The organism is Hylemonella sp. GW821-FHT10B10 (assembly GCF_059415585.1).
The window spans coordinates 120,300-144,823 of sequence record NZ_JBWKNN010000004.1 but is presented as its reverse complement, the minus strand read 5'-3'; the positions used below and the strand labels follow the sequence as shown (position 1 = coordinate 144,823).

Genomic DNA, 24,524 nt, shown 5'->3' with positions numbered 1-24,524 from the left:
CTCATGGTGAAAGACCAACCCTCGGTTCTCGGGTTATTGCGAAGGCTGTGGCCGCATGTCAGCCGCAGACGGCGCGGCCAACTATTGCTGCTGCTGGTGCTGATGGTCGCCGCCTCGGTGGCCGAGATCGTGAGTCTCGGCGCCGTGCTGCCGTTCTTGGGCGTGCTGACGGCGCCGGAGTTGCTGTTCACCCATCGCCTGGCGCAGCCGCTGGTGCAGTTCATGGGCTACACCGAGCCGGGTGAACTGTTGCTACCACTGACCCTGGCGTTCTGCGGGGCTGCCCTGATCGCCGGTGGGCTGCGTCTGATTCTCCTATGGACCAATACCCGACTGTCATTTGGTCTGGGCGCCGATCTGAGCATCAGCATCTATCGCCGCACGCTGTACCAGCCGTATGCGGTGCACGTGTCTAGAAACAGTAGCGAGATCATCAGCGGCATCTCGACGAAGACCAATGTGGTCATCAACAATGTGCTGGATCCCGTGCTGACACTTCTCAGTTCGACGATCATGCTGGTCGGCATACTGGGGGCGCTGGTCTGGATTAACCCCATCATCGCCCTGATCGCCATGGGTGGCTTTGGAACCATCTACATGGTCATCATCAGGCTGACCCGTGACCGTCTGTTGGCCAATAGCCAGCGGATTGCCGGTGAGTCGAGTGAAGTCATCAAGACTTTGCAGGAAGGCTTGGGTGGCATCAGGGACGTACTGCTCGACGGGACACAAGAAGTCTATTGCCATATCTACCGCACCGCCGATTTGCAGTTGCGCAAGGCCCAAGGCGGCAACCAGTTCATCAGCCAGAGCCCCCGGTATGCAATGGAGGCCCTTGGCATGGTCCTTATCGCCGGGCTCGCCTACGGTCTGATGCAGGGGGCGGGGGGCGTCGCCATGGCCATTCCTGTTCTGGGTGCATTGGCGCTGGGGGCACAACGCATGCTTCCGCTGCTGCAGCACGCCTACTGGTCCTGGGCCTGCATCCGAGGCGGCTTGGTTTCGCTGCAGGACACACTGGTATTGCTTGAGCAGCCACTGCCGAACTCTGCGGCGGAGCCTGTTGCGAAACCCATGCCTTTCAATGAGCGGATTGAATTGAAGGGGCTGTTCTACCGCTATGCCCCCGAAGGCGCGTGGGTGCTTGATAACCTGAGCATCCGCATTCCCAAGGGGGGAAGGATCGGCTTTTTAGGCAAGACTGGCAGCGGGAAGACAACCTTGTTGGACATCGTCATGGGTTTGCTTTCGCCCGACAAGGGGGCGTTGGAGATTGATGGTCAGGCCATCGATGCAGGCAACCGCCGGGCCTGGCAGGCACATATCGCCCACGTTCCGCAGAGCATATTCTTGGCGGATTGCAGCATCGAGGAAAATATTGCCCTTGGAGTCCCCAGAAACCAGATTGACAGGGAGCGTGTCCGGCGAGCCGCAGAGCAAGCGCAACTCGCCGGGTTGATAGAAAGCTGGCCGCAGAAATACCAGACGGTCGTAGGGGAGCGTGGCGGCCGACTGTCGGGCGGGCAGCGGCAGCGGATTGGAATTGCTCGGGCGCTTTATAAGCAGGCGGACGTGCTGGTGTTTGACGAGGCCACCAGCGCGCTCGACAACGAAACCGAAGAGTCAGTGATGCAGGCTATAGATAACCTGAGTCACGAGCTGACGATACTGGTCATTGCGCATCGTGTGACAACGTTGAGGAATTGCTCGCAAGTCATCGAGCTGGCGAATGGCCGGGTGAGTCGGGTGGGCTCCTACGAGGAAGTGGTGCTCACTGTGTGATCCCTCGTGCACATGCGGCTCGAGTGTGTTGGACATGGATGGACGTGAGAAATAAACGGGTCTAAGAGGAATTCGGATGTACACAGAAATTACGAAATGCCGCGTGTGCGAGGGCAAGGGAATGGAAAATGTGCTGTCTCTGGGAGAGCAGGCTTTGACGGGAGTCTTCCCGAAATCCACGACTCAGGCAATCACGCGCGGGCCGTTGGATCTGGTCTGGTGCCATGAGTGCGGCTTGCTCCAGCTCAAGCAGTCGTATTCACTGGATGAGATGTATGGCGACAATTATGGCTACCGCTCTGGCCTGAACGTATCCATGGTTCGCCATCTTCAGAAGAAGATACAGATGCTCGAACGGATGGCGGGGCTCCAGGCGGGCGACATGGTGGTCGACATCGGCAGCAATGACGCGACTTCGCTCAAGGCTTACGCAGGGAATTATCAAAAAGTCGGGATCGACCCCACAGGCGTCAAGTTCAAGCAACATTACACGGACGATATACGCCTGATTCCTGACTTCTTCTCGGCAAAACTGTTCCGGGAGAACTATCCAGACCAGAAGGTGAAAGTCGTCACCTCGATTGCCATGTTCTACGACCTGGAGAGCCCGGGGCAGTTTGTCAAGGATATCCACGACATCCTCGATGCGCAAGGCCTCTGGCATTTTGAGCAAAGCTATATGCCCTCCATGCTCAAGACCAACTCCTACGACACCCTGTGCCATGAGCACTTGGAGTTTTACTCGCTACGCGTCGTCAAGGATCTGCTTGAAAGGCACGGGCTGGAGGTGCTGGATGTCCAGCTCAATGACATCAACGGCGGCAGCTTCGCTGTCACCGCGTGCAAGCAAGGTGCGAAATTTCGGGCCAACAGGCCAGTCATTGACTGGATGCTTCGGGAAGAGGAGAAGATGGGCTTGCAGACAAATGCCCCTTATCTGAATTTCGCAAAAAAGGCGTTCGAGCACAGGGGCAGCTTGTTGGCCCTTATCGATGCGCTGGTGGCTGATGGCAAGAAGATCGTTGGCTACGGCGCCAGCACAAAAGGGAATGTCCTTTTGCAGTTTTGCGGCCTGACGTCCCGGCAGATCACGTGCATCGCGGAAGTAAATCCGGACAAATATGGAGCCTACACACCTGGCACGAATATCCCCATCGTTTCAGAGGCGCAGGCGAAGGCCATGAACCCGGACTATTTCCTGGTTCTGCCGTGGCATTTCAAGAACAACATCCTGGAGCGCGAGCAGGAATATATTGCCCGAGGCGGCAAATTCATCTTCCCCCTGCCCGAGATTGAAATCGTCTAGATGAAGGCCGTCATATTTGGCGCTGGAGGACAGGACGGGCATTATCTGTCCGCCTTGCTGGAGGGGTGTGGAATCCAGGTGATCCGGGTTTCTCGCAGGACCGGTGAGGTGGTGGGGGATGTGAGCGACTATGCCCTGGTGAAAAATCTGATGGGTGCGCACAAGCCGGACTATATTTTCCATCTGGCAGCGAATTCATCGACTCGGCATGAGGTTATGTTTGAGAATCATCAGACGATCAGCACCGGGACGTTGAACGTTCTCGAGTCCGCAAGAGTGCATTGTCCGGGCGCCCGCATATTCATTGCGGGGAGTGCCATGCAGTTTGAAAATTCCGGCGCGCCCATCAATGAGCGCACGCCATTCGAAGCAAGCAGCCCCTATTCCATCGCCCGGATCCAAGCGGTCTATGCGGCCCGGTATTTCCGTAGTACGTTCGCTATGCGTGTTTACTGTGGGTATTTGTTCAACCACGACAGTCCGCTGCGTACGAAAAACCATGTTAATCAAATGATTGTGAGCGCGGTCAAGCGCATCGCAGGTGGCAGCACGGAACGCCTGGAGTTGGGTGATTTGAGCGTGGAAAAGGAGTTCGGGTTTGCCGGGGACGTGGTCGAGGCGATGTGGCGGTTGGTGAATCAGGAAGCGACATTCGAAGTCGTCATTGGCGCAGGCCGGGCGCATGCTATCGAAGAATGGGTCGACTATTGCTTCCGCGCAATCGGCAAAGACTGGCGGCAGCATGTCGCGGTTAAACCGGGTTTCCGACCTGAGTACAAGAGATTGGTCAGTGACAATGCCTTGCTGATGTCAATGGGGTGGCGTCCCAAAGTAAGCTTTGAGCAACTTGCCGACATGATGCTGGGCGGTTGACTGCCTGAGTGGAAAGAAGTGACCGGATGGTGGAACTATTTTGCTCCGACAAGACGCGGGCGCAGTACGAGCACGAGGCACGCACTGCGTACGAAAGGCTGACGCCACTGCAGGTTCAGCGCGTTGCAGGCGGTGTCGTTTGGCCTTTGCGGCTGTCTGAAACGAATGAGGCTGAGAACCACCAGTACGGAGGGGTGTGTGCTGCGGATCTCCAGTTCGAACAGCTGAGTCTGACGAAAAGAGTGAGCCCGCCGAATTTCCGGTGTGACTTCCATGACTGGTTCAAGGGGGCCGCGCCTGGCCTGTCGGCGGAAGACATTGAATACGTCGATGAGGAAGTCGTTTTCATCGGCGCACTGCCGAAGCATTACGGGCATTTCATCCTGGAGGGCTTATCACGGCTCTGGTTTTATCTCGAGGTATCGAACAGGGGCTATCGTGCGGTGTATATCTCCGACGATGGGGAAGACCGATTTCTTGAGCTGATGACATTCTTCGGAATCGAATTGGCCAATATCCGGAAAATAGAACGACCGACAAAGTTCAGAACCGTGATCGTGCCAGAGCAATCCATCAGGCTGCATGACTATTTTCATGAAAACTACAAGCTGACGGTCGACAAAGTCAAAGAGGCGATCACGCCGGTCCAAAATGAGAAGGTGTACTTCTCAAAAATGGAGAGGAAAAATGACAGAGCGATTGGCGAGGCGCCTGTTGAAGAGGTGTTGGCCCGGAATGGGTATGCCATCTATTTTCCGGAGCGTATGAGTCTGTACGAGACCATCGCAGTACTCAGGGGGGCCAGGATGTTCGCCGCAACCTCGGGGACCAATAGTCACAACGCCATCTTCCTGGAAGACGGGGCATACTCGGTCTGCCTCAATCGTTCGGCCCATTTTCATCCGATTCAGATCATGATCGACCGGATGAAAAACCTGAAGGCTGTCTACGTCGATGCCTTTGTCTTTGCCTCGGCTGGGAACTGGAGCGCAGGGCCGTTTCTGCTGTTTCCGACCAGGCATGTGAAGGCATTCTTCAGATCGAGAGACTATGAATATCGGGGTTGGTCTCTGCACCGGGCGTACCCGGCCTATTTCATGCGGTACATGGTCCGTATAAGTCGGCGTGCCCTGATAGACGTCCTTCGCCCGCTGTATGAAAAGGCAAATAACAGCCCATGGCGGATGGTAAGAGCTTTTGCAGGAATGGCGCGCAAGTGCCTTTGATGCCGAAGTCATAAGAGGACATGTATATGCAATCAGTACGTCAGCTCATCCGGCTAGGCTTCCGACGGGTCGGGCAGTTCCGGGTCGCGCTGATTTATTACATGTTCAACTATTGGGTGACCTACGTGCCGGTCCACTTCATCCGGCTTTTCTACCTGAGAAGATTGATGGGGATTCGCGTCGGCGAAAAGTCGTTCATTCACATGGGCTGCGTGTTTTATGAGAATGTCAGCATCGGATCCCACACTGTGATTGGGCGGAGCTGCCACCTGCTGGGGAATATCACCATCAAGGACAACGTATCGGTGACAGCGCAGTCATACATATTCAGCAGCTCCCACTACAAAGACAGCCCGGTGTTTGATGCCTATACAAAACCGGTGCTCATCGAGAGCTATGCATGGATTGGCGCGCGCGCGATGATATCGCCTGGAGTTACCGTTGGGGTGGGGGCGATTCTTGGAGCAAACTCAACGGCTACAAAGAATATCCCGGACTATGCCGTGTATGCCGGTGTCCCCGCGAAGGAGATCGGCGTTAGATCGAGGGACTTGAGGTACACATTGAATTATTCGCCATACCTACAGTGATGGAAGACTTTAGCTTCGTCGCAAGACGGTTGCTTGACGACAGGGGGCAGATCTCGATCTGGGGCGCCTCGATCATGAAAGCCTACGAGAAAGTGGCTGTCCTCAAGCATATCCCCCCCATCTCTTGGGTGAGGCCGCGAGACTACTTTGTTCTGGGGTCTCGGGTGTTTGGCAAGTTGTCCGTACACGGCGCGAAGAATGCCCATTTGGTCATGAGCGCGAAGGATCCTATTCGCCTAGGCCGAGTGCCGACCTCCTTCTCATACGATCTCAAGGCCTACAGTGAAATTTACCAAGCGGTATTTACCTACAAATTCGATCGATTGGCAGATCTCGCAGAGAGAATGTCACGGGTGATCGAAAGGGCGAAGCCCATGGTCTTCATCGCGAATTCGACGATAGATCCAATAAACAGATTGTGGCTGAGCAGGGCGCGCCAGCATGGCATCAGGACAATTTGTCTGCAGCATGGGGTTTATGGCAGGGCGATACCTGACTATGCGCAGGAGGAAGATATCGTTGATCGGTATATAGCCCTAGATGAAATCCAGGCGTCGATTGTTGCCAGAAATATTGATCCCACCAAGATATTCGTATTGGGGGCGCGGGAGCGTTTTAAGTGGAGTCCGCCAAATGATGCGTTGACGATCTGCTTTGTCGGCGAGGATTGGGAGCGATATGGTTTCCACGAGCTCAAAATGCAACTTGTGAGCCGATATCGTGAAATTGCCATGGCGTTAGCAAAGGGGCGTTCAATCGCTGTTTGCTACAAGCCGCATCCCTCGGAAAATCAGTTTTATGGCATCAATGCCGAGATGCGAACGATTTCGAAATCGGAATTGATCTGGCCGGATGTTTTTATTGGCTTCTCGTCGTCCCTGCTAAGAGATGTGTCTGCTCAAGGAAAGCTGGCAATACAGATTTTTGACGGAAGATTCAACGCCGATAATTTCTTCGACAATGGCTACTGTATGAGCCTTGCAAATGATGCCAGCCTGATTGAGTCGATTGCCGAACTCATCAGAAAAGAACAGGACGTCCCTTGTGTCCGTGAGCAGTCGCTAGAGAGTCTTTTGCAATGAGCAAAATTCCAGCTTGCGAGCAAGTCGACGAGGTGTGCACGCCAATATCTATGTTGGACAGTAAGCCGTCTATTGCTGTGTGCTTGGCTGCCTACAACGGCGCTCGGTGGCTCCCCAGGCAAATTCAAACCATACAGGATCAGAAAGGCGTAGAGGTCACCCTATTCATCAGTGTCGACCTCTCAACGGATGGCACACTGGAATTGGTCGACAACATGGCTCGCGACAATCCTAGGATTGTTATCTTGCCGTATGGAGCGCGCTTTGGCGGCGCCGCCAGAAATTTTTTCCGCCTGTTGTCAGATCTGGATTTCTCGGGATTCCAGTATGTCGCATTCGCGGATCAGGACGATGAATGGTTCGATGGCAAGCTGAAACGGGCAGTGGAAACGCTTGAGCGGTGCCAGGCTGACGGATATTCAAGCAACGTCACGGCCTTTTGGGATGGAGGGAGGAGAGTCCGGACCAACAAGGCGCAACCCCAACGCGAATGGGACTTCCTGTTTGAATCGGCCGGACCAGGATGCACTTTTGTCATGCGCCTCGAACTGGTCCAGCGCGTCAAGGACTGTCTGGCCATGAACTCTGATGATGTCGGGAAGCTTGGCCTGCATGACTGGTTTGTTTACGCGTTTGCCCGGGCGAACGGCTTCAGCTGGGTCATTGACGAGCATTCGGGGCTGCTCTATCGACAGCATGGCAGCAACCAGATCGGTGTCAACGCAGGTTGGCGGGCGTATCTTTTCCGCGCTAGAAAGGTCATGAGCGGTTGGGGGTTGAATCAGTCGTATCTGATAGCCCGACTGGTCGGGCTATCGGGAAACCCGTTCGTGGTCAAGTGGTCACGAAGGGAGGCGCGGGAGTTGATATGGCTGGCCTTTCAGGCCAGAAGATGCCGGCGGAGATTCAGGGATCAGGTCTTGTTCTTTATTTCGTGCCTTGCCTTGGCCATCAAGGGTCGCGTCACCGGATAAAGATCATGAAAGTACTGGTCACCGGCGCAGCCGGCTTTGTGGGCAAAGCTCTGGTTCAGAGACTGGCGGAGGACTCGGCGTGCCAGGTCCTGGCCTCGACTCGCGTGCCGGGGATCTCCGATGGCGGTCAAATTGGATCATTTGTGAGCGGCCCAATCGACGGCGAGACGCAGTGGACCGGGGCGCTGGAAGATGTTGATGTCGTAGTGCACATGGCCGCCCGAGCGCATGTGTTGCGAGAACGCTGCGCGAACCCCTTGGCTGAGTTCCGCAAAGTCAACGTCGACGGCACTCTCAATCTGGCCTCGCAGGCCGCAAGAGCTGGTGTCAAACGATTTGTGTTCATAAGCACAATTGGCGTGAACGGCGCAAGAACAAATGGTTATCCCTTTACCGCTGAAGATGGGCCGAATCCCCACTCCCCGTATGCGCAGAGCAAATATGAAGCCGAATTGGGGCTTTGTTCGCTAGCCGACCAGACCGGGCTTGAGGTCGTCATTATTCGTCCCCCCCTGGTTTATGGGCCGGCGGCGCCGGGAAATTTCGGGGCCTTGATGCGCGGGGTACGCCGAGGGGTGCCCCTGCCGCTGGGAGGAATCCAAGATAATCGGCGCAGCTTCGTTGCACTGGATAACCTGGTGGATCTGGTCGTGACCTGCATCCGGCATCCGGCGGCTGCGAACCAGACGTTCCTCGTAAGCGACGGATGCGACATGTCAACTAGGGAGCTGCTGTTACGCATTGGAAAGGCGATGGGCAGGCAAGCGCGTCTGCTCACAATTCCGCCCTACCTGTTGCGGGCGGTCGCAGCCTTGCTCAACAAGCCAGAGGTGGCGCAGCGCTTGTGCGACTCCCTGCAGGTCGATATCAACAAGACCCGAAGCATGCTGGGCTGGGCGCCGCCGGTCAGCGTGGACGAAGGCCTGCGCAGAGCGGCGAGGGTTTGAGGATGCAGAAAATGAGTTCGAAGCGGGTGCTTGATATCTTTCTGGCATTGACGATCGGGGCGGGGATGTTGCTGCCCATGGTTGTGATTGGGTTGATGATCAAGTTAACCAGTCGTGGACCGATCTTGTACTGGTCTGATCGCGTGGGCAGGCACAACAGCATATTCAGAATGCCAAAGTTCCGTAGCATGCGAGTCGGCACGTCAGCAGTAGCAACGCATCTGCTCGACAACCCGGGGGCTTGGTTGACACCTATCGGTGGCTTCTTGCGCAAGACGAGTCTTGATGAGCTTCCCCAGCTATGGAGCATTCTCAAGGGGGATATGAGTTTTGTAGGCCCACGACCCGCACTATTTAATCAGGACGACCTAGTGGCGATGCGTACGCAGTATTGCGTTCATCTGCTGGTGCCGGGGTTGACTGGTTGGGCCCAGATCAACGGACGCGACGAGCTGCCGATACCGCAGAAGGTCGCACTTGATGTCGAGTATTTGCAGCGCCGTTCCTTCATGTTTGATTTGAAGATAATTCTTCGGACGGCAGTCAAGGTCATACGACGCGAAAGCATCGCGCATTAGGCGCTGGAATTTTCCAAGGAGTACGCTGTGGGCAATCTGATCGAGATTCAAAACCAGATCGAAAAGCTGCAAAAACAGGCGGCTGACATCAAGACGCGTGAGTTTGACAAGACCGTCAAGGACATCTTGGCCAAGATGCAAGCTTTCGGCATCACGCTGCGAGACCTGCAGCAGGCCACGGGCAAGCCGCACCAGCGGCGCGGCAAGGCCAAGGCGGCGCCTGTCAAGAAGACGGTGGTGAAAAAGACTGCGCGCAAGCCTTCGGGCAAAGCAGGCGCCAAGGTGGCGGCCAAGTACCGCGGCCCCAAGGGTGAAACCTGGAGCGGCCGCGGCTCCATGCCGCGTTGGCTGGCGGCCCTGGTAGGTCAAGGCAAGCCCCGGGAAAGTTTCGCCGTCAAAGGCTGAGGAACCGGCGACAGCAATGCAGCAGAAGATTCTTGCCTGGCCGCGAGCCATCAAACGGCTGGTGGTGGTGGCCATGGACGTGGTCTTGTCGCTGCTGGCGACCTGGCTGGCCTTTTCCCTGCGCCTGGACAATGCGAACTGGCCGGACGAGATGCAGTTGCGTGTCTACGTGCTGGCGCCGTTGCTGGCTATTCCGGTGTTCATCCGCATGGGGCTTTACCGCGCCATTTTTCGGTACACCGGTCAGGCTGCGCTGCTGACCACCGCCAAGGCGATTGCGATTTATGGAGGTTTACTGCTGGGCTTTTTGCTCTGGGCGCGCTGGGATAATGTCCCGCGCAGTCTCGGCATTCTGCAGCCGGTGATTTTCTTGCTCTTGGTCGGCGGCAGCCGTGCGCTGGCGCGCTTCTGGCTGGCCGGCTGGGGGCGCACCCAGGAGGGCCAAGGCCGATTCCTGATCTATGGCGCAGGGCTGGCCGGGGCGCAGACCGCAGCCGCTCTGGGCATGAGTGGCCAGTACGCGCTCGTCGGCTTTGTCGATGATGACCCGGCCAAGGTCGGCCGCAGCATCAATGGTGCGCCGGTCTATGCCAGCCGGGACGTGCCGGAATTGGTATCGCAGGAAGGCGTGACCGATATCTTGCTGGCTTTACCCAGCGTGACACGCGAACGTCGCAACCGCATCATCGAAAGCCTGCGGCATCTGCCCCTGCACATCCGCACCCTGCCCGGCATGGCTGATCTCACCAGCGGCCGTGTCACCGTGCAGGACTTCCGTGAACTTGACATCGAGGATCTGCTCGGGCGTGACCCCGTGCCACCCAGCGCCGAACTGCTGGCCCGCGACCTGGCCAGGATGGTCGTGCTGGTTACGGGGGCCGGCGGCAGCATCGGCAGCGAGCTGTGCCGTCAGATCCTGCGGCAGCAACCCAGTCGATTGCTTCTGCTCGACCACAGCGAGTTCGCGCTCTACAGCATCCACCAGGAATTGTTGCTTGTCTGCGCGGAGCTGGGTGGCGCAACCGAACTGGTGCCCCTGCTGGGCAGCGTGAACCAGGAGACCCGTCTCCTTGAAATATGCCGTGTGCACCGCCCGCATACGGTCTACCATGCCGCCGCCTACAAGCACGTGCCCCTGGTGGAGTCCAATCCCGCCGAGGGCATACGGAACAACGTCTTTGGCACGCTGAACATGGCACGTGCGGCCCAGGCCGCAGGGGTCGCACGTTTTGTCCTGGTCTCGACCGACAAGGCGGTGCGCCCGACCAATGTCATGGGCGCCAGCAAACGCATGGCCGAGTTGGTGCTGCAGGCCCTCGCCGCCGAGGCGGGGCCGACCTGTTTCAGCATGGTGCGCTTTGGCAATGTGCTGGGTTCCAGTGGCAGCGTGGTGCCCCTGTTTCGCCGCCAGCTGGCCGCGGGTGGGCCTTTGACGGTCACGCATGCGGAGGTGACACGCTATTTCATGACCATTCCCGAGGCCGCCCAGCTGGTGCTGCAGGCTGGTGCCATGGCGGGCGGGGGTGAGGTGTTCGTGCTGGACATGGGCGAGCCGGTACGCATCCTGGACATGGCGCGGCGCATGGTGGAGCTGTCCGGACTGACCGTGCGCGACACGGGCAACCCGCATGGCGACATCGAGATCGCGGTCACGGGCCTGCGCCCCGGCGAAAAGCTTTATGAGGAGCTGCTGATCGGCGACAACCCCACGCCTACCAGCCATCCGCGCATCATGAAGGCCCACGAAGACCTGCTGCCCTGGAACGAATTGGCCGGGCAGCTCGACCGTTTGCGACAGGCGGCGGAGGCGGACGACGAGGCCGGTATCCGGGCCGTGCTGCAGGTTTGCGTGCACGGTTTCCAGGCGGGGGCGGCAAGCTGATCGGGCACAATCCAGAGATAGATTCCCGCTCGACCCGATCATGACCGACACCCCCATCCTCCCGCGTGACAAGGCCCAGATCCTGGCCCAGGCGCTGCCCTACATCCGCAAGTTCCATGGCAAGACCATGGTCATCAAGTACGGCGGCAATGCCATGACCGACCCGGCGCTGCAGGCCGCCTTCGCCGAGGACGTGGTGCTGCTCAAGCTGGTGGGCATCAACCCGGTGGTGGTGCATGGCGGCGGCCCACAGATCGAGACGGCGCTCAAGCGCCTGGGCAAGAAGGGGGAGTTCATCCAGGGCATGCGCGTGACCGACCCCGAGACCATGGAGGTGGTCGAGTGGGTGTTGGCCGGTGAGGTGCAGCAGGACATCGTGGGCCTGATCAACCAGGCCGGCGGCAAGGCCGTGGGCCTGACGGGCCGTGATGGCGGCCTGATCCGCGCCAGGAAGCTCCGGATGGTGGACGCTGCCGACCCTTCCAAGGTGCACGACGTCGGCCTGGTGGGCGACATCGAGTCCATCGACCCCGGCGTGGTCAAGGCCCTGCAGGACGATGCCTTCATCCCGGTCATCAGTCCCATCGGCTTCGGTGAACACAACGAGAGCTACAACATCAACGCCGACGTGGTGGCCGCCAAGCTGGCCACCGTGCTGCAGGCTGAGAAGCTGTTGATGCTGACCAACATCCCCGGCGTGCTGGACAAGCAGGGCCAGCTGCTGACCGAACTGACGATGAAGCGCATCGACGAACTGGTGGCCGACGGCACCATCTCGGGTGGCATGCTGCCCAAGATTGCCGGCGCGCTGGACGCAGCCAAGAGCGGGGTGAACGCAGTGCACATCATCGATGGCCGTGTGCCCCATGCCATGCTGCTGGAAATCCTGACCGACCAGGCCTACGGGACCATGATCCGCTCCCATTGAGGGAGCCGGATCGCCCAAGGAGAGTGGGCGACCACTGAGGAAAAACCCCTAGCCGGGCCTGTGCGAGAATCAAGAAAAGGGATTTCCGAACACCATGTCTGACGCCGAAAACACCACCCCAGCCGCTGCCGAAACCCCGGTCCGCAAGCGTCCCAAGCCGGGCGAGCGCCGGGTCCAGATCCTGCAGGCCCTGGCCAGCATGCTGGAACAGCCGGGCGCCGAGCGCATCACCACCGCGGCCCTGGCCGCCAAGCTGGAGGTGAGCGAAGCCGCCCTGTACCGCCATTTCGCCAGCAAAGCCCAGATGTTCGAAGGCCTGATCGAATTCATCGAGCAGGCCGTGTTCACCCTGGTGGGTCAGATTGCCGAGCGCGAAGCCACCGCCACCGACCCCGCCGCAGGCAGTCGCCATGCAGGCAAGGTCGTGACCATGCTGCTGCAATTTGCCGAGAAAAACCCCGGCATGGTGCGTGTCATGGTGGGCGACGCCCTGGTGTTCGAGAACGAACGCCTGCAGCAGCGCATGAACCAGTTCTTCGACAAGATTGAAGCCACCCTCAAGCAGTGCCTGCGTGATGGCGCGCAATCGGGTGGCTCCATGACGCCCACGGCCGATGCCCAGGTGCAGTCTTCGGTGCTCACGGCCTTTGTGGTCGGTCGCCTGCAGCGCTTCGCCCGCTCAGGGTTCCGCCGCCCGCCCACCGAACATCTGGACGCCAGCCTGGGCCAGATGCTGCGCTGAGCGGCCCGCCGCGCGGTCCGCTGGCCGCGCTCCAAGAGAAAAGAGGAGACCCTATGAAACTCGTGCGTTACGGCAATCCTGGCAAGGAAAAGCCCGGCCTCATTGACGCGGCCGGCAAGCTGCGTGACCTCAGCGGCGTAGTGCCGGACTTTGGCCCGGCCCAGTTGGGCGACGCCGTGCTGGGCAAGCTGCTCAAGCTCAAGACCGACAAGCTGCCCCTGGTGCGCGGCAAGCCCCGCATGGGCTGCCCCGTCGCCGGCGTCGGCAAGTTCATCGCCATCGGCCTGAACTACAGCGACCATGCCAAGGAAGCCGGCATGCCCATCCCCAAGGAGCCCATCGTCTTCACCAAGGCCATCAGCGCCATCCAGGGCCCGGACGACGACGTCATGCTGCCCCGGGGTTCGGTCAAAGGCGACTGGGAGGTGGAACTGGGCGTGGTCATCGGCAAGCGGGCGCGTTATGTCACGCAGAAGGCCGCGCTGGATCACGTGGCCGGCTACTGCCTGTCCAACGACGTCAGCGAACGCGAGTTCCAGCTCGAGCGTGGTGGCCAGTGGGACAAGGGCAAGGGTTGCGATACCTTCGGCCCCCTGGGCCCCTGGCTGGTCACCAAGGACGAGATCGAGAATCCGCAACGGCTGGCCATGTGGCTGGACGTCAACGGCCAGCGCATGCAGACCGGCAACACCCGCACCATGATCTTCAGCGTGGCCAAGATCGTCAGCCACCTGAGCGAGTACATGACCCTGATGCCGGGTGACGTCATCATCACCGGCACCCCACCCGGCGTAGGGCTGGGCATGAAACCCCAGCGTTTCCTCAAGGCCGGGGATGTCATGACCCTGGGTATCGAGGGCCTGGGTACCCAGACCCAGCGCGTGGTTCCCTTCAAGCGCTGAGGGGCTGGGGCATACCCTGACTGGACGCCGGCCCCGCGCCGGCGTAATCTTTTTGGGCCGGTGGATTGACGGACGGGTTTTTTCATGCAAAATAGCACGACCGTTCGTTTTATTTTGTCCGCCATGCCCCTTGCCTCACCGGCCAGCAAACCGCAGCGCAGCACGACCCCCCGCGAGAAAAGCCGCGATGGGCGAGCCCTGCACAAAGGCCAGCAGACCAAGCTGACCATCATAGACGCTGCCCTGGGCCTGGCCGCCCAGATCGGTCTAGAGGGCTTGAGCATCGGCGTGCTGGCCGAGGTCACGGGCATGAGCAAGTCCGGCGTGTTCGCCCACTTCGGCTCGCGCGAGGAACTGCAGATCTCGGTCATCCGCGAGTATTTCAGCCGTTTCGAGCAGGAAATCTTCTACCCGGCCCTTCAGGAGCCGCGTGGCCTGCCGCGCCTGCAGGCCCTGTTCTCCAACTGGATGAAGCGCGTGACAGTGGAAATCCAGTCCGGCTGCATTTTCATCAGCGGCGCCGTCGATTTCGACGACCGGCCCGGCCCCGTGCGCGACGCCCTCGCCAGTTCGGTCAAGACCTGGCTGGCCGCTGTGCAGCGCGCCGTGGTGCAGGCCAAGGATGAGGGGCAGCTGGCCCCCGATGCCGACGAACGCCAGATAGGTTTCGAGATCCACGCCCTGATTCTGGCCGTGCACTACGAGGCCCGTTTTCTCAAGACCCCCGGATCGCTCGAACGCGCCAACAAGGCCTTCGATCAGATCCTGGCTCGTTACGGTGCCGACAGCCGGCCCGTCAAGACCGTGACACCCAAGGCCGCTGTCGTCAGGCCCATCCGCAAATCCCTCACCCAATCCAAACAGGAGTAAAGCCATGCCCAGCTACAACCCGCCCCTGCGCGACATGCAGTTCGTGATGCACGAAGTGCTCAATGCCACGGAAACGCTCAAGCAGATCCCGCGTCACGCCGACACCGATGTCGACACCATCAACGCGGTGCTCGAAGAGGGCGGCAAATTCGCGGCCAACGTGATCTTCCCGCTCAATATCAGCGGCGACGAAGAAGGCTGCAAGCTGGACAAGACGACGCACGAGGTCACCGCGCCCAAGGGCTTCAAGCAGGCCTACGCGCAGTATGTGGAAGGCGGCTGGGCCGCGCTGAGCTGCGACCCGGACTACGGCGGCCAGGGTCTTCCCTTTGTGCTGAACCAATGCATCTACGAAATGATGAACTCGGCCAACCAGGCCTGGACCATGTACCCCGGCCTCTCGCACGGCGCCTACGAGGCACTGCACGCCCATGGCACCGACGAGCAGAAGAAGCTCTACCTGCCCAAGCTGGTCAGCGGCGAGTGGACCGGCACCATGTGCCTGACCGAGCCGCATTGCGGCACCGACCTGGGCATGCTGCGCAGCAAGGCCGAACCGCAGGCCGACGGTACCTACAAGCTCAACGGCGCCAAGATCTTCATCAGTGCCGGTGAACACGACCTGGCCGAGAACATCGTGCACCTGGTGCTGGCCCGCCTGCCCGATGCGCCCAAGGGCAGCAAGGGCATCAGTCTGTTCGCCGTGCCCAAGTACAACGTGAAGGCCGACGGCTCCCTGGGCACGCGCAACGGCATCTATTGCGGTGGTCTGGAGCACAAGATGGGCATCCATGCCAACTCCACCTGCCAGATGATTCTGGAAAACGCCGTCGGCACGATGGTCGGCCAGCCCAACAAGGGCCTGCAGGCCATGTTCGTGATGATGAACGCAGCGCGTCTGGGCGTGGGCAACCAGTCCCTGGGCCTGACCGAAGTGGCCTACCAGAACGCCCTGGCCTACGCCAAGGACCGCATCCAGATGCGCTCGCTCTCCGGCGTCAAGGCCAAGGACAAGGACGCCGACCCCATCATCGTGCACCCCGACGTGCGCAAGATGCTGCTCACCGCCAAGGCCTATGCCGAAGGTGGTCGCGCCCTGGCCTGCTACTGCGCCCTGTTGCTGGACCAGCACCTGTACCACCCTGACGAGAAGGTGCGCAAGGACAGCGACGAGATGCTGGCCCTCCTGACCCCCATCATCAAGGCTTTCCTGACCGACAACGGCTTTGAGGCCACCGTGATGTGCCAGCAGGTCTTCGGCGGCCACGGCTACATCAAGGAATGGGGCATGGAGCAGTTCGTGCGCGACGCCCGCATCAACATGATCTATGAAGGCACGAACACTGTGCAGTCGCTGGATCTGCTGGGTCGCAAGATCCTGGGCAACAACGGCGCCACGCTCAAGAAGTTTGGCAAGCTGGTCGGCAAGCTGGTGGAAGAAGAGGGCGTGAACGAGAAGATGGCCGAATTCATCAACCCCCTGGCCTACCTGGGCGACCAGATGACCAAGTTCACCACCGAAGTCGGCTTCAAGGGCTTCCAGAATCCCGACGAAGTGGGCGCTGCCGCCGTGGACTACCTGCGCGTGGCCGGCCACCTGGTGTTCGGTTATTTCTTCGCCCGCATGGCCTCGGTTGCGCTGAAGGAAATCGCTGCTGGCAACACCGACCCCTTCTACCAGGCCAAGCTCCAGACCGCGCGCTTCTACTTCGCCAAGCTCTTCCCCGAGACCGCATCGCTGATGCGCACTGCCCGTGCCGGCTCCAAGGTCCTGATGGACACCGACCTGGCCCTGGCCTGAGGTGGTGCAGCCCATGATGCGCAAAGCCCTGCTGGCGTGCACCCTGGCCCTGGCGGCATGGCCCGTCGTGGGCCAGTCCACGCCCGTGGGTCTGTGGCGCAGCATCGACGACAAGACCGGCACGGCCAAGGCCGAGATCCGCATCCGGGCGGGCGCCGATGGCGTGCTCAGCGGTGTCGTCGAACGCGCGCTCGTTACTTCGGATCAGCCCAACTGCGATCTCTGTACCGATGACCGCAAGGGCAAGCCCAAGCTCGGGCTGGAGATCATCCGCGGCGCGAAAAAGGTCGACGACGGCGACGTGTGGGAGCAGGGCAAGATCCTCGATCCCGAAAACGGCAAGAACTACACGCTGCGCATGACCCCGCTCGAAGGCGGCAGCAAACTGCAGATCCGGGGTTATGTCGGCCCCTTCTACCGGACCCAGGTCTGGATCCGCGTCCAGTAAGAACTGTTAACCAGGAAGACAACCATGTCTCGATTCCAAGTCAGAAAAGTTGCCGTGCTCGGTGCCGGCGTGATGGGCGCGCAGATCGCCGCCCATCTGGTCAACGTCAAGGTGCCGGTCGTGCTGTTCGACCTGCCGGCCAAGGAAGGCCCGAAGAACGGCATCGTCACCAAGGCCATCGACAACCTCAAGAAGCTCAAGCCCTCGCCTCTGGGGGTGGCCGACGACGCAGGTCTGATCCAGGCCGCCAACTACGAAGAGAACCTGGACCTGCTCAAGGACTGCGACCTCATCATCGAGGCCATCGCCGAGCGCATGGACTGGAAGCTCGATCTCTACAAGAAGATCGCCCCCTTTGTCGCCAAGCACGCCATCGTGGCTTCCAACACCTCGGGCCTGTCCATCACCAAGCTGTCCGAGGTGCTGCCGCAGGAAATCAAGCCGCGCTTCTGCGGCATCCACTTCTTCAATCCGCCGCGTTACATGTACCTGGTGGAGCTGATCCCCACCCCGACCACGCAACCCCTCATCCTGGACCAGCTCGAGACCTTCGTCACCAGCGGCCTGGGCAAAGGTGTGGTGCGCGCCAAGGACACGCCCAACTTCATCGCCAACCGCGTGGGCATCGCCGGCATGCTGGCCACGATGAAGGAAGTGGAGAACTTTGGTCTGAGCTACGACGTGGTGGACGACCTCACGGGCAAGAAGCTGGGCCGCGCCAGCTCGGGCACCTTCCGTACCGCCGACGTGGTGGGCTTGGACACCATGGCCCACGTCGTCAAGACCCTGCAGGACAACCTGGACGAGAAGAGCGACCCCTTCTACGCCAGCTTCGGCACGCCGCCCGTCCTCAAGACCCTGATCGAGATGGGCAACCTGGGCCAGAAGAGCAAGGCTGGTTTCTACAAGAAGGTCGGCCGCGACATCCTGCGTTTCGACCTTCAAGGCAAGGAATACGTGCCAGGGGGTGAAAAGGCCGACGCCGTCTACGAGCGCATGCTCAAGAAGCCGGCGGGCGAGCGCCTCAAGTTGCTGCGCAATGCCGAAGGCGCACAGGGCCGCTTCCTCTGGGCCATCCTGCGCAACAGCTTCCACTACGCCGCCGTGCATCTGGCGACCATCGCCGACACCGCGGCCGACGTGGACCTGGCCATGCGCTGGGGCTTTGGCATGAAGCAGGGCCCTTTCGAACTCTGGCAGGAAGCCGGCTGGCTTGAAGTAGCCAAGATGGTCCAGGAAGACATCGATGCCGGCAAGGCGCTGAGCAAGGCGCCGCTGCCCAAGTGGGTCTTTGAAGGCCCCGTGGCCAAGGCCGGCGGCGTGCACACACCTGAAGGCTCCTTCAACCCGACGACGGGCAAGTTCCAGCCGCGTCGCCAGCTGCCGGTCTACGGCATCCAGTATTTCCGCGAGAGCCTGCGCGGCGACGGTTCGCCCGACTACAAGACGGCCGGCAAGACGCTGTTCGAAGACGAGGCCATTCGCCTGTGGACGCTGGATGAGAATCGCGAAGCCGCCAGCGGCAGCGTGCTGATCGCCAGCATCAAGAGCAAGATGCACGCCATCAGCCCGGACGTGGCCGAAGGTCTGGCGCGTGGTGTCGCACTCGCCGAGCAGCAATACCAGGGCCTGGTGATCTGGTCGGGCGACGAGCCTTTCAGCGTGGGTGCCGACCTGCAGGCCATGCTGCCCGCGTTCATGATCGCCGGCGTCAGCGCCATCGACGGTGCCGAACAAGAACTGCAGAATCTCATGCTGCGCATCCGTTACGCGGGTGTGCCCGTGGTGTCCGCCGTGCGCGGCATGGCCCTGGGCGGTGGCTGCGAGCTGGCCGTGCATTCGGCGCGCCGTGTCGTGGCCATGGAGTCCTACATCGGACTCGTGGAAGTGGGCGTGGGCCTGATCCCGGGCGCCGGTGGTCTGACCTATATAGCGCGTCGCGCGGCCGAAAACATGGCCACTTCCACTGGCAAGGACATCCTGCCCTTCCTGACCGAGGGCTTCACCGCAGCGGCCATGGCCAAGGTGGGCACCAGCGCGCTCGAGTCGCGCAAGCTGGGCTATCTGCTGGACAGCGATATCGTGGTGCCCAACAAGGACGAACTGCTCTACACCGCGCTCAACGAGGCGCGTGCGATGTACCAGGGCGGCTGGCGCGCGCCGCACAAGCGCCTCTTCCCGGTGGCGGGCCGCAACGGCCTGGCCACCATCAAGGCCCAGCTGGTCAATATGCGCGACGGCGGCTTCGTCAGCGCACACGACTTCCACATCGCCACCCTGATCGCCAACGTGGTCTGTGGCGGTGACGTGGACGCCGGCGCTCTGGTGAGCGAGGAATACCTGATGGCCCTGGAGCGCCAGGCCTTCTGCGCGCTCATCGTCCATCCCAAGACCCAGGAACGCATCATGGGCATGCTCAGCACCGGCAAGCCCGTGCGCAACTGATCGGCTGCAAAGGAATCAACATGAAACAAGTTCAAGACGCCTACATCGTTGCCGCCACGCGCACGCCCATCGGCCGTTCGGGCCGCGGTTTCTTCCGCAACACCCGTCCCGACGACCTGCTGGTCGCCGCCATCAAGAGCGCCATGCTGCAGGTGCCCACGCTGGACCCCAAGGCCATCGAGGACGCCATCATCGGCTGTTCCTTCCCCGAGGCCGAGCAGGGCATGAACATGGCGCGTATCGCTGTGGGCCTGGCCTTCAACCACCCCGTGGGCGGTGTCACCGTCAACCGCTTCTGCGCTTCCGGTGTGACGGCCATCCAGATGGCGGCCGACCGCATCCGCGTGGGCGAGGCCGACGTGCTGATTGCCGGCGGCGCCGAGTCCATGAGCCTGGTGCCCATGGGCGGTGTCAAGCCTTCCTTCAATCCCGAGGTCTTCACGCGTGACGAGAACGTCGGCATCGCCTACGGCATGGGCCTGACGGCGGAGAAGGTGGCACAGCAGTGGAAGGTCACGCGTGAGATGCAGGACGCTTTTGCGCTGGAGTCGCACCAGCGGGCGATCAGGGCGCAGAAAGCCGGCGAGTTCACGGCCGAGATCACGCCCATCGACGTGGTCGAGCGCACGCCCAACCTGGCGACCGGTGAGGTCAGCACCAAGAAGCGCACCGTCAACCTGGACGAAGGCGCGCGTGCCGACACCACGCTGGAGGCATTGGGCAAGCTCAAGCCGGTCTTCGCGGCCCGCGGCAGCGTGACCGCCGGCAACAGCTCGCAGACCAGTGATGGTGCCGGCGCGCTGATCCTGGCCAGCGAAAAGGCCGTCAAGCAATTCGGCCTCAAGCCGCTGGCGCGTTTCGTGAGCTTCGCCGCGCGCGGTGTGCCGCCCGAGATCATGGGCATCGGCCCGATCGAGGCGATTCCCGCGGCACTGCGTTACGCCGGCCTCAAGCATGAGGACATCGGCTGGTTCGAGCTCAATGAGGCCTTCGCCGCCCAGTCGCTGGCCGTGATCAACAGCCTGGGCCTGGACCCGTCCAAGGTGAACCCCATGGGTGGTGCCATCGCCCTGGGCCATCCGCTGGGCGCCACCGGCGCCATCCGCGCGGCCACGGTGGTGCACGCCCTGCACCGTCACAACCTGAAGTACGGCATGGTGACCATGTGCGTCGGCACGGGTCAGGGCGCGGCTGGGATATTCGAACGCGTTTGAAGCTGAAGGGGCGGGCGCTGTCTGCGCCCGCCCGTCCTGACCCGGCGTCTAGACCGGGCGGGCACACGAGGGGAACACCATGGAAGCAGAGCGTCGGGATATCACGGGTGAAGACGGCGGCGTGATCACGCTGCGGGTCTACGAGCCGACCGTGGCGGCAAAGGCCACCGTGGTTGTCGGCGGCGCCATGGGCGTGCCTCAGGGCTACTACGCACCCTATGCCCAGTGGCTCGCGCAGCAAGGCTATCGCATCTGGACTTTCGACTACCGCGGGCACGGCGATTCGCTGGCCCATGTGCCCCGGCGTTCCCTGCGCGGTTTCCAGGCCGACCTCTTCGACTGGGCGCGCGACTACGAGACCGTGGTGCTCACGGCGCGGCGCGAGCGGCCCGCACTGCCGCTCTACTTGCTGGGCCACAGCCTGGGTGCGCAGCTGCCGGGCTTGTTCCGCCATCCCGAACAGGTCGATGGCCTGTTCAGCATCGCCGCCGGCAGCGGCTACTGGCGCGAGAACGCGCCCCAGCTCAAGCGCAAGGTGCTCTTCTTCTGGCACGTCATGGTGCCGCTGGCCACGCGCGTTTGCGGCTATTTTCCGGGCAAGCGCCTGGGCATGGTGGGCAATCTGCCGGCCGGCGTGATCCATCAGTGGCGGCGCTGGTGCATGCATCCCCGCTACAGCGTCGGCGCCGAGGGCCCCGAGGTGGCACAACGCTATGCGCGCGCGCGTTTTCCCGTGCTGGCCTGGTCCTTCAGCGACGACGAGTTGATGACCCTGCGCGGTACGCGCAGCCTGCTGGGGCTCTACAGCGCGTCGGCGCACCAGGTGCAGACCATCCATCCTGTCGAAGTGCCGTCGCGGCGCATCGGCCACTTCGGCTTCTTCCGCGAGGTCATGGCGCCCACGCTGTGGCTCCGCAGCCTCAAGGTTCTGCAGTCCCTGGGCGCCGGCCCGGTCGTCCCGCACGCGACGGATGAGGAGAAGCGCAACCTGGATACTCAGCCCCATGAGCTCACACGCGTTTGATCAGGCCTTGAAGTTGCAGGCGCTGGGCCCTGGCCGTTACGCCGGCCACACCAGCGTCGACTACTGGAACATGGTCGGTCCCTTCGGAGGCAGCACGGCCGCCACGGTGCTGGCGGCCATCCTGCGCCACCCCGACCTGCTCGGTGCGCCGCTGTCCATCACGGTCAATTTCGCGGCGGCCCTGGCCCAGGGGCCTTTCGAGGTGCAGCTGCACGCGGCGCGCACCAACCGTTCCACCCAGCACTGGACGGCGGCCATTGTGCAGGACGACGCCCAGGGGAAGCCCGTGATCGTGACCACGGCCACGGCGGTGACCGCCGCGCGCCGTGAGACCTGGAGCCTGACGGACCAGCCCATGCCGCGCGTGCCCGCGCCAGCCGAGGTGCAGGCCATGCGTTACGAAAAGGCCATGGCCTGGCTGGACCACTACGAGCTGCGTCCGGTCAGCGGCATGATCCCGCAGACCTGGGATGGCAGTCAACGCGATGACAGCGTGACGCGGCTGTGGATGCGCGACGTACCGCCGCGCCCGCTGGACTTCTGCTCGCTGCTGGCGCTGTCCGACATCTTCTACCCGCGCGTCTGGCTCAAGCGCGCTACCCGGGTACCGGCCGGTACCGTCTCCATCACCACCTATTTCCACGCCGGCGACAAGGAACTGCAGGCCACCGGTAGCGGCTACCTGCTGGGCCAGGCGCGCGGCCAGGAATTCCGCAACGGTTTCTTCGACCAATCGGCCCAACTCTGGAACGAGGCCGGCACTTTGCTGTGCACCTCGCATCAGATCGTCTACTTCAAGGAATGAACACCATGTCCGACATCCTCGTCCACACCGAAGCCGGTATCACCACGATCAGCTTCAACCGCCTGGAGCGCAAGAACTCCATCACCTCGGCCATGTACGCCACCATGGCTGATGCGGTGACGCAAGCGACGGGCGATGCGGCCGTGCGCGTGCTGGTCTTCCAGGGCCACGAGACCGTGTTCTCGGCTGGCAATGACATCGGTGATTTTCTGAATACGCCGCCCTCGGACGGGGACGCGCCGGTCTGGCGTTTCATGCGTGCCCTGGCCGCCTTCCCCAAACCGGTGATCGCCTCGGTTTGCGGCCCGGCCGTGGGCATAGGCACCACCCTGCTGTTCCACTGCGACCTGGTCTACGCTGGCGACAACGCGGCCTTCTCCATGCCTTTCGTGAACCTGGGTCTGTGCCCCGAGTTCGCTTCCAGTCTGACGGTGACACAGATGTTCGGTTACCACCGCGCGGCCGAAGCTCTGCTGATGGGGGAGCCCTTCATGGCCGAGGCGGCCCTGGAAACCGGCCTGGTCAATCGCGTCCTGCCCCCCACCGAGGCGAATGGCTACGCGCAGGCGCAGGCGCGCAAGCTCGCAGCCAAGCCCCTGTCTTCGCTGGTCGAGACCAAACGCCTGATGAAAAAAGGGCAGGCGGCCCAGATCATGGCGCAGATGGGCGAGGAGGGCGCCAGCTTCGGCCGCATGCTGCGCGAGCCGGCGGCGCGCGAGGCCTTCGGCGCCTTCATGGAGAAAAGGAAACCGGATTTCAGCCAGCTCTGAACCGGTGACATGAAACACCCCGCCCCTTTTCCAGCCAGCGGTTTCGAGCCCGAGTTCGTTACCGCGCTCAAGGACATTTTCGAGCGGCAGATTGCCTTCAACCAGGTCCTGGGCCTGCAGATCACGAAGATCGCGCCCGAGGGCGTGTGCGCCCGGATCGCCATGAAACCCGAACTCATCGGCCACTTCGGGCACCAGCGCATCCATGGAGGGGTCATCAGTGCGGGTCTGGACGCGATGGGCGGCCTGGCCATCATGGCCGCCATCGGCGCGCGCCATATGGACGAGGCGCCGCTGCAGCGCCTGCAGCGCTTCGCCAAGCTGGGCACCATCGACCTGCGGGTGGACTACCTGCGTCCGGGTCTGGGCGAGGCCTTTGAATTGCGTGCCGAAGTACTGCGCCTGGGCTCGCGTGTGGCCTCCACGCGCATGGAGTTCCTGGATGCCGACGGCAAGCTGCTGTCGGCCGGCGCCGCGGCCTACATTGTTTCCTGATCAGGCCTCAGGTCGATGGGGCACCGGGCGGGGTTTGCCCTGCTCGTCGATGGCCACATAGGTCAGGTTGGCCTCCGTTACCTTGACGAAGCGCCCCTGGGCCTGGAAGCGTTCGGCATACACCTCCACCTTCACCGTGATCGAGGTCTTGCCGATGCGGGTCAGCTTGGAGTAGAAGGACAGGATGTCGCCCACGCGCACGGGCTGTTTGAAGATGAACTCGTTCACCGCCACGGTGGCGATACGACCGCCCGCATAACGCGCCGGGATGACCGAGCCGGCCAGGTCGACCTGGGCCATGACCCAGCCGCCGAAGATGTCACCGTTGGCATTGCTGTCCCCCGGCATGGGGATGACCTTGAGCACCAACTCTTCGTCGGACGGGGGCTGGAGGGGGGCGGTGCTGGGAAATTCGCTCATGGGTGACAATCGGTG

The 24,524-nt window shown here is 61.5% G+C and carries 24 protein-coding genes; 23 read left to right on the top strand and 1 reads right to left on the bottom strand.

The features are described 5' to 3' along the window. Positions 1-3 precede the first annotated feature (3 nt). From AC07NT_RS16440 to AC07NT_RS16330, 23 genes are all read left to right on the top strand, one after another. The gene (locus tag AC07NT_RS16440) at positions 4-1,782 is read left to right on the top strand and encodes an ABC transporter ATP-binding protein (RefSeq protein WP_498600023.1); all 1,779 of its coding nucleotides are present in this window, start codon (positions 4-6) and stop codon (positions 1,780-1,782) included. Between the two features lie 76 nt (positions 1,783-1,858). Beyond that, positions 1,859-3,088: a class I SAM-dependent methyltransferase gene (locus AC07NT_RS16435; RefSeq protein WP_498600024.1), complete on the top strand. Its 1,230-nt coding sequence runs from the start codon at positions 1,859-1,861 to the stop codon at positions 3,086-3,088. Further along, entirely contained in the window at positions 3,089-3,961 is an 873-nt protein-coding gene (locus tag AC07NT_RS16430) for a GDP-mannose 4,6-dehydratase (RefSeq protein WP_498600025.1), read from the top strand. 26 nt (positions 3,962-3,987) lie between these two features. After that, entirely contained in the window at positions 3,988-5,187 is a 1,200-nt protein-coding gene (locus AC07NT_RS16425) for a glycosyltransferase family 61 protein (protein WP_498600026.1), read from the top strand. Positions 5,188-5,213: 26 nt separating this feature from the next. Further along, the gene (locus tag AC07NT_RS16420; protein WP_498600027.1) at positions 5,214-5,777 is read left to right on the top strand and encodes an acyltransferase; all 564 of its coding nucleotides are present in this window, start codon (positions 5,214-5,216) and stop codon (positions 5,775-5,777) included. Between the two features lie 74 nt (positions 5,778-5,851). Further along, entirely contained in the window at positions 5,852-6,859 is a 1,008-nt protein-coding gene (locus AC07NT_RS16415; RefSeq protein WP_498600029.1) for a hypothetical protein, read from the top strand. Then, the gene (locus AC07NT_RS16410) at positions 6,856-7,833 is read left to right on the top strand and encodes a glycosyltransferase (RefSeq protein ID WP_498600031.1); all 978 of its coding nucleotides are present in this window, start codon (positions 6,856-6,858) and stop codon (positions 7,831-7,833) included. Before AC07NT_RS16415 ends, AC07NT_RS16410 begins: the two co-directional genes overlap by 4 nt. Before the next feature lie 5 nt (positions 7,834-7,838). After that, entirely contained in the window at positions 7,839-8,780 is a 942-nt protein-coding gene (locus AC07NT_RS16405; protein WP_498600032.1) for a UDP-glucose 4-epimerase family protein, read from the top strand. A gap of 11 nt (positions 8,781-8,791) precedes the next feature. Continuing rightward, positions 8,792-9,358, top strand: coding sequence for a sugar transferase (locus tag AC07NT_RS16400; RefSeq protein WP_498600034.1), 567 nt, complete (start codon positions 8,792-8,794; stop codon positions 9,356-9,358). Between the two features lie 27 nt (positions 9,359-9,385). Continuing rightward, the gene (locus AC07NT_RS16395; RefSeq protein ID WP_498600036.1) at positions 9,386-9,763 is read left to right on the top strand and encodes an H-NS histone family protein; all 378 of its coding nucleotides are present in this window, start codon (positions 9,386-9,388) and stop codon (positions 9,761-9,763) included. A 16-nt stretch (positions 9,764-9,779) separates the two neighbouring features. Beyond that, the gene (locus AC07NT_RS16390; RefSeq protein WP_498600038.1) at positions 9,780-11,645 is read left to right on the top strand and encodes a polysaccharide biosynthesis protein; all 1,866 of its coding nucleotides are present in this window, start codon (positions 9,780-9,782) and stop codon (positions 11,643-11,645) included. A gap of 40 nt (positions 11,646-11,685) precedes the next feature. Further along, on the top strand, positions 11,686-12,573 hold the full coding sequence (argB, locus tag AC07NT_RS16385; protein ID WP_498600040.1) for an acetylglutamate kinase: 888 nt from the start codon (positions 11,686-11,688) through the stop codon (positions 12,571-12,573). Positions 12,574-12,667: 94 nt separating this feature from the next. Then, entirely contained in the window at positions 12,668-13,315 is a 648-nt protein-coding gene (gene slmA / locus AC07NT_RS16380) for a nucleoid occlusion factor SlmA (RefSeq protein WP_498600042.1), read from the top strand. Between the two features lie 53 nt (positions 13,316-13,368). Beyond that, on the top strand, positions 13,369-14,217 hold the full coding sequence (locus AC07NT_RS16375; RefSeq protein WP_498600043.1) for a fumarylacetoacetate hydrolase family protein: 849 nt from the start codon (positions 13,369-13,371) through the stop codon (positions 14,215-14,217). Positions 14,218-14,340: 123 nt separating this feature from the next. Continuing rightward, a complete protein-coding gene (locus AC07NT_RS16370; protein ID WP_498600044.1) occupies positions 14,341-15,087 on the top strand; it encodes a TetR/AcrR family transcriptional regulator in 747 nt (248 codons plus the stop codon). Between the two features lie 4 nt (positions 15,088-15,091). Beyond that, positions 15,092-16,888, top strand: coding sequence for an acyl-CoA dehydrogenase C-terminal domain-containing protein (locus AC07NT_RS16365; protein ID WP_498600046.1), 1,797 nt, complete (start codon positions 15,092-15,094; stop codon positions 16,886-16,888). Between the two features lie 16 nt (positions 16,889-16,904). Then, positions 16,905-17,336, top strand: a complete 432-nt coding sequence (locus tag AC07NT_RS16360; RefSeq protein ID WP_498600209.1) for a DUF2147 domain-containing protein — start codon at positions 16,905-16,907, stop codon at positions 17,334-17,336. Between the two features lie 24 nt (positions 17,337-17,360). Further along, the gene (locus AC07NT_RS16355; RefSeq protein WP_498600048.1) at positions 17,361-19,781 is read left to right on the top strand and encodes a 3-hydroxyacyl-CoA dehydrogenase/enoyl-CoA hydratase family protein; all 2,421 of its coding nucleotides are present in this window, start codon (positions 17,361-17,363) and stop codon (positions 19,779-19,781) included. Positions 19,782-19,801: 20 nt separating this feature from the next. Then, entirely contained in the window at positions 19,802-20,995 is a 1,194-nt protein-coding gene (locus AC07NT_RS16350; protein ID WP_498600049.1) for an acetyl-CoA C-acyltransferase, read from the top strand. A 79-nt stretch (positions 20,996-21,074) separates the two neighbouring features. Beyond that, complete coding sequence (locus AC07NT_RS16345; RefSeq protein WP_498600051.1) at positions 21,075-22,019, top strand: alpha/beta hydrolase family protein; 945 nt, start codon at positions 21,075-21,077, stop codon at positions 22,017-22,019. After that, complete coding sequence (locus AC07NT_RS16340) at positions 22,000-22,824, top strand: acyl-CoA thioesterase (protein ID WP_498600052.1); 825 nt, start codon at positions 22,000-22,002, stop codon at positions 22,822-22,824. The genes AC07NT_RS16345 and AC07NT_RS16340 overlap by 20 nt, the downstream gene beginning before the upstream one ends. 5 nt (positions 22,825-22,829) lie before the next feature. Further along, positions 22,830-23,594: an enoyl-CoA hydratase gene (locus tag AC07NT_RS16335; RefSeq protein ID WP_498600053.1), complete on the top strand. Its 765-nt coding sequence runs from the start codon at positions 22,830-22,832 to the stop codon at positions 23,592-23,594. Between the two features lie 9 nt (positions 23,595-23,603). Continuing rightward, positions 23,604-24,089: a thioesterase family protein gene (locus AC07NT_RS16330; RefSeq protein WP_498600054.1), complete on the top strand. Its 486-nt coding sequence runs from the start codon at positions 23,604-23,606 to the stop codon at positions 24,087-24,089. On the opposite strand, the gene AC07NT_RS16325 is transcribed toward AC07NT_RS16330, so the two are convergent. Beyond that, a complete protein-coding gene (locus tag AC07NT_RS16325; protein ID WP_498600055.1) occupies positions 24,090-24,509 on the bottom strand; it encodes an acyl-CoA thioesterase in 420 nt (139 codons plus the stop codon). It lies immediately after the preceding gene. Between the last annotated feature and the right edge of the window lie 15 nt (positions 24,510-24,524).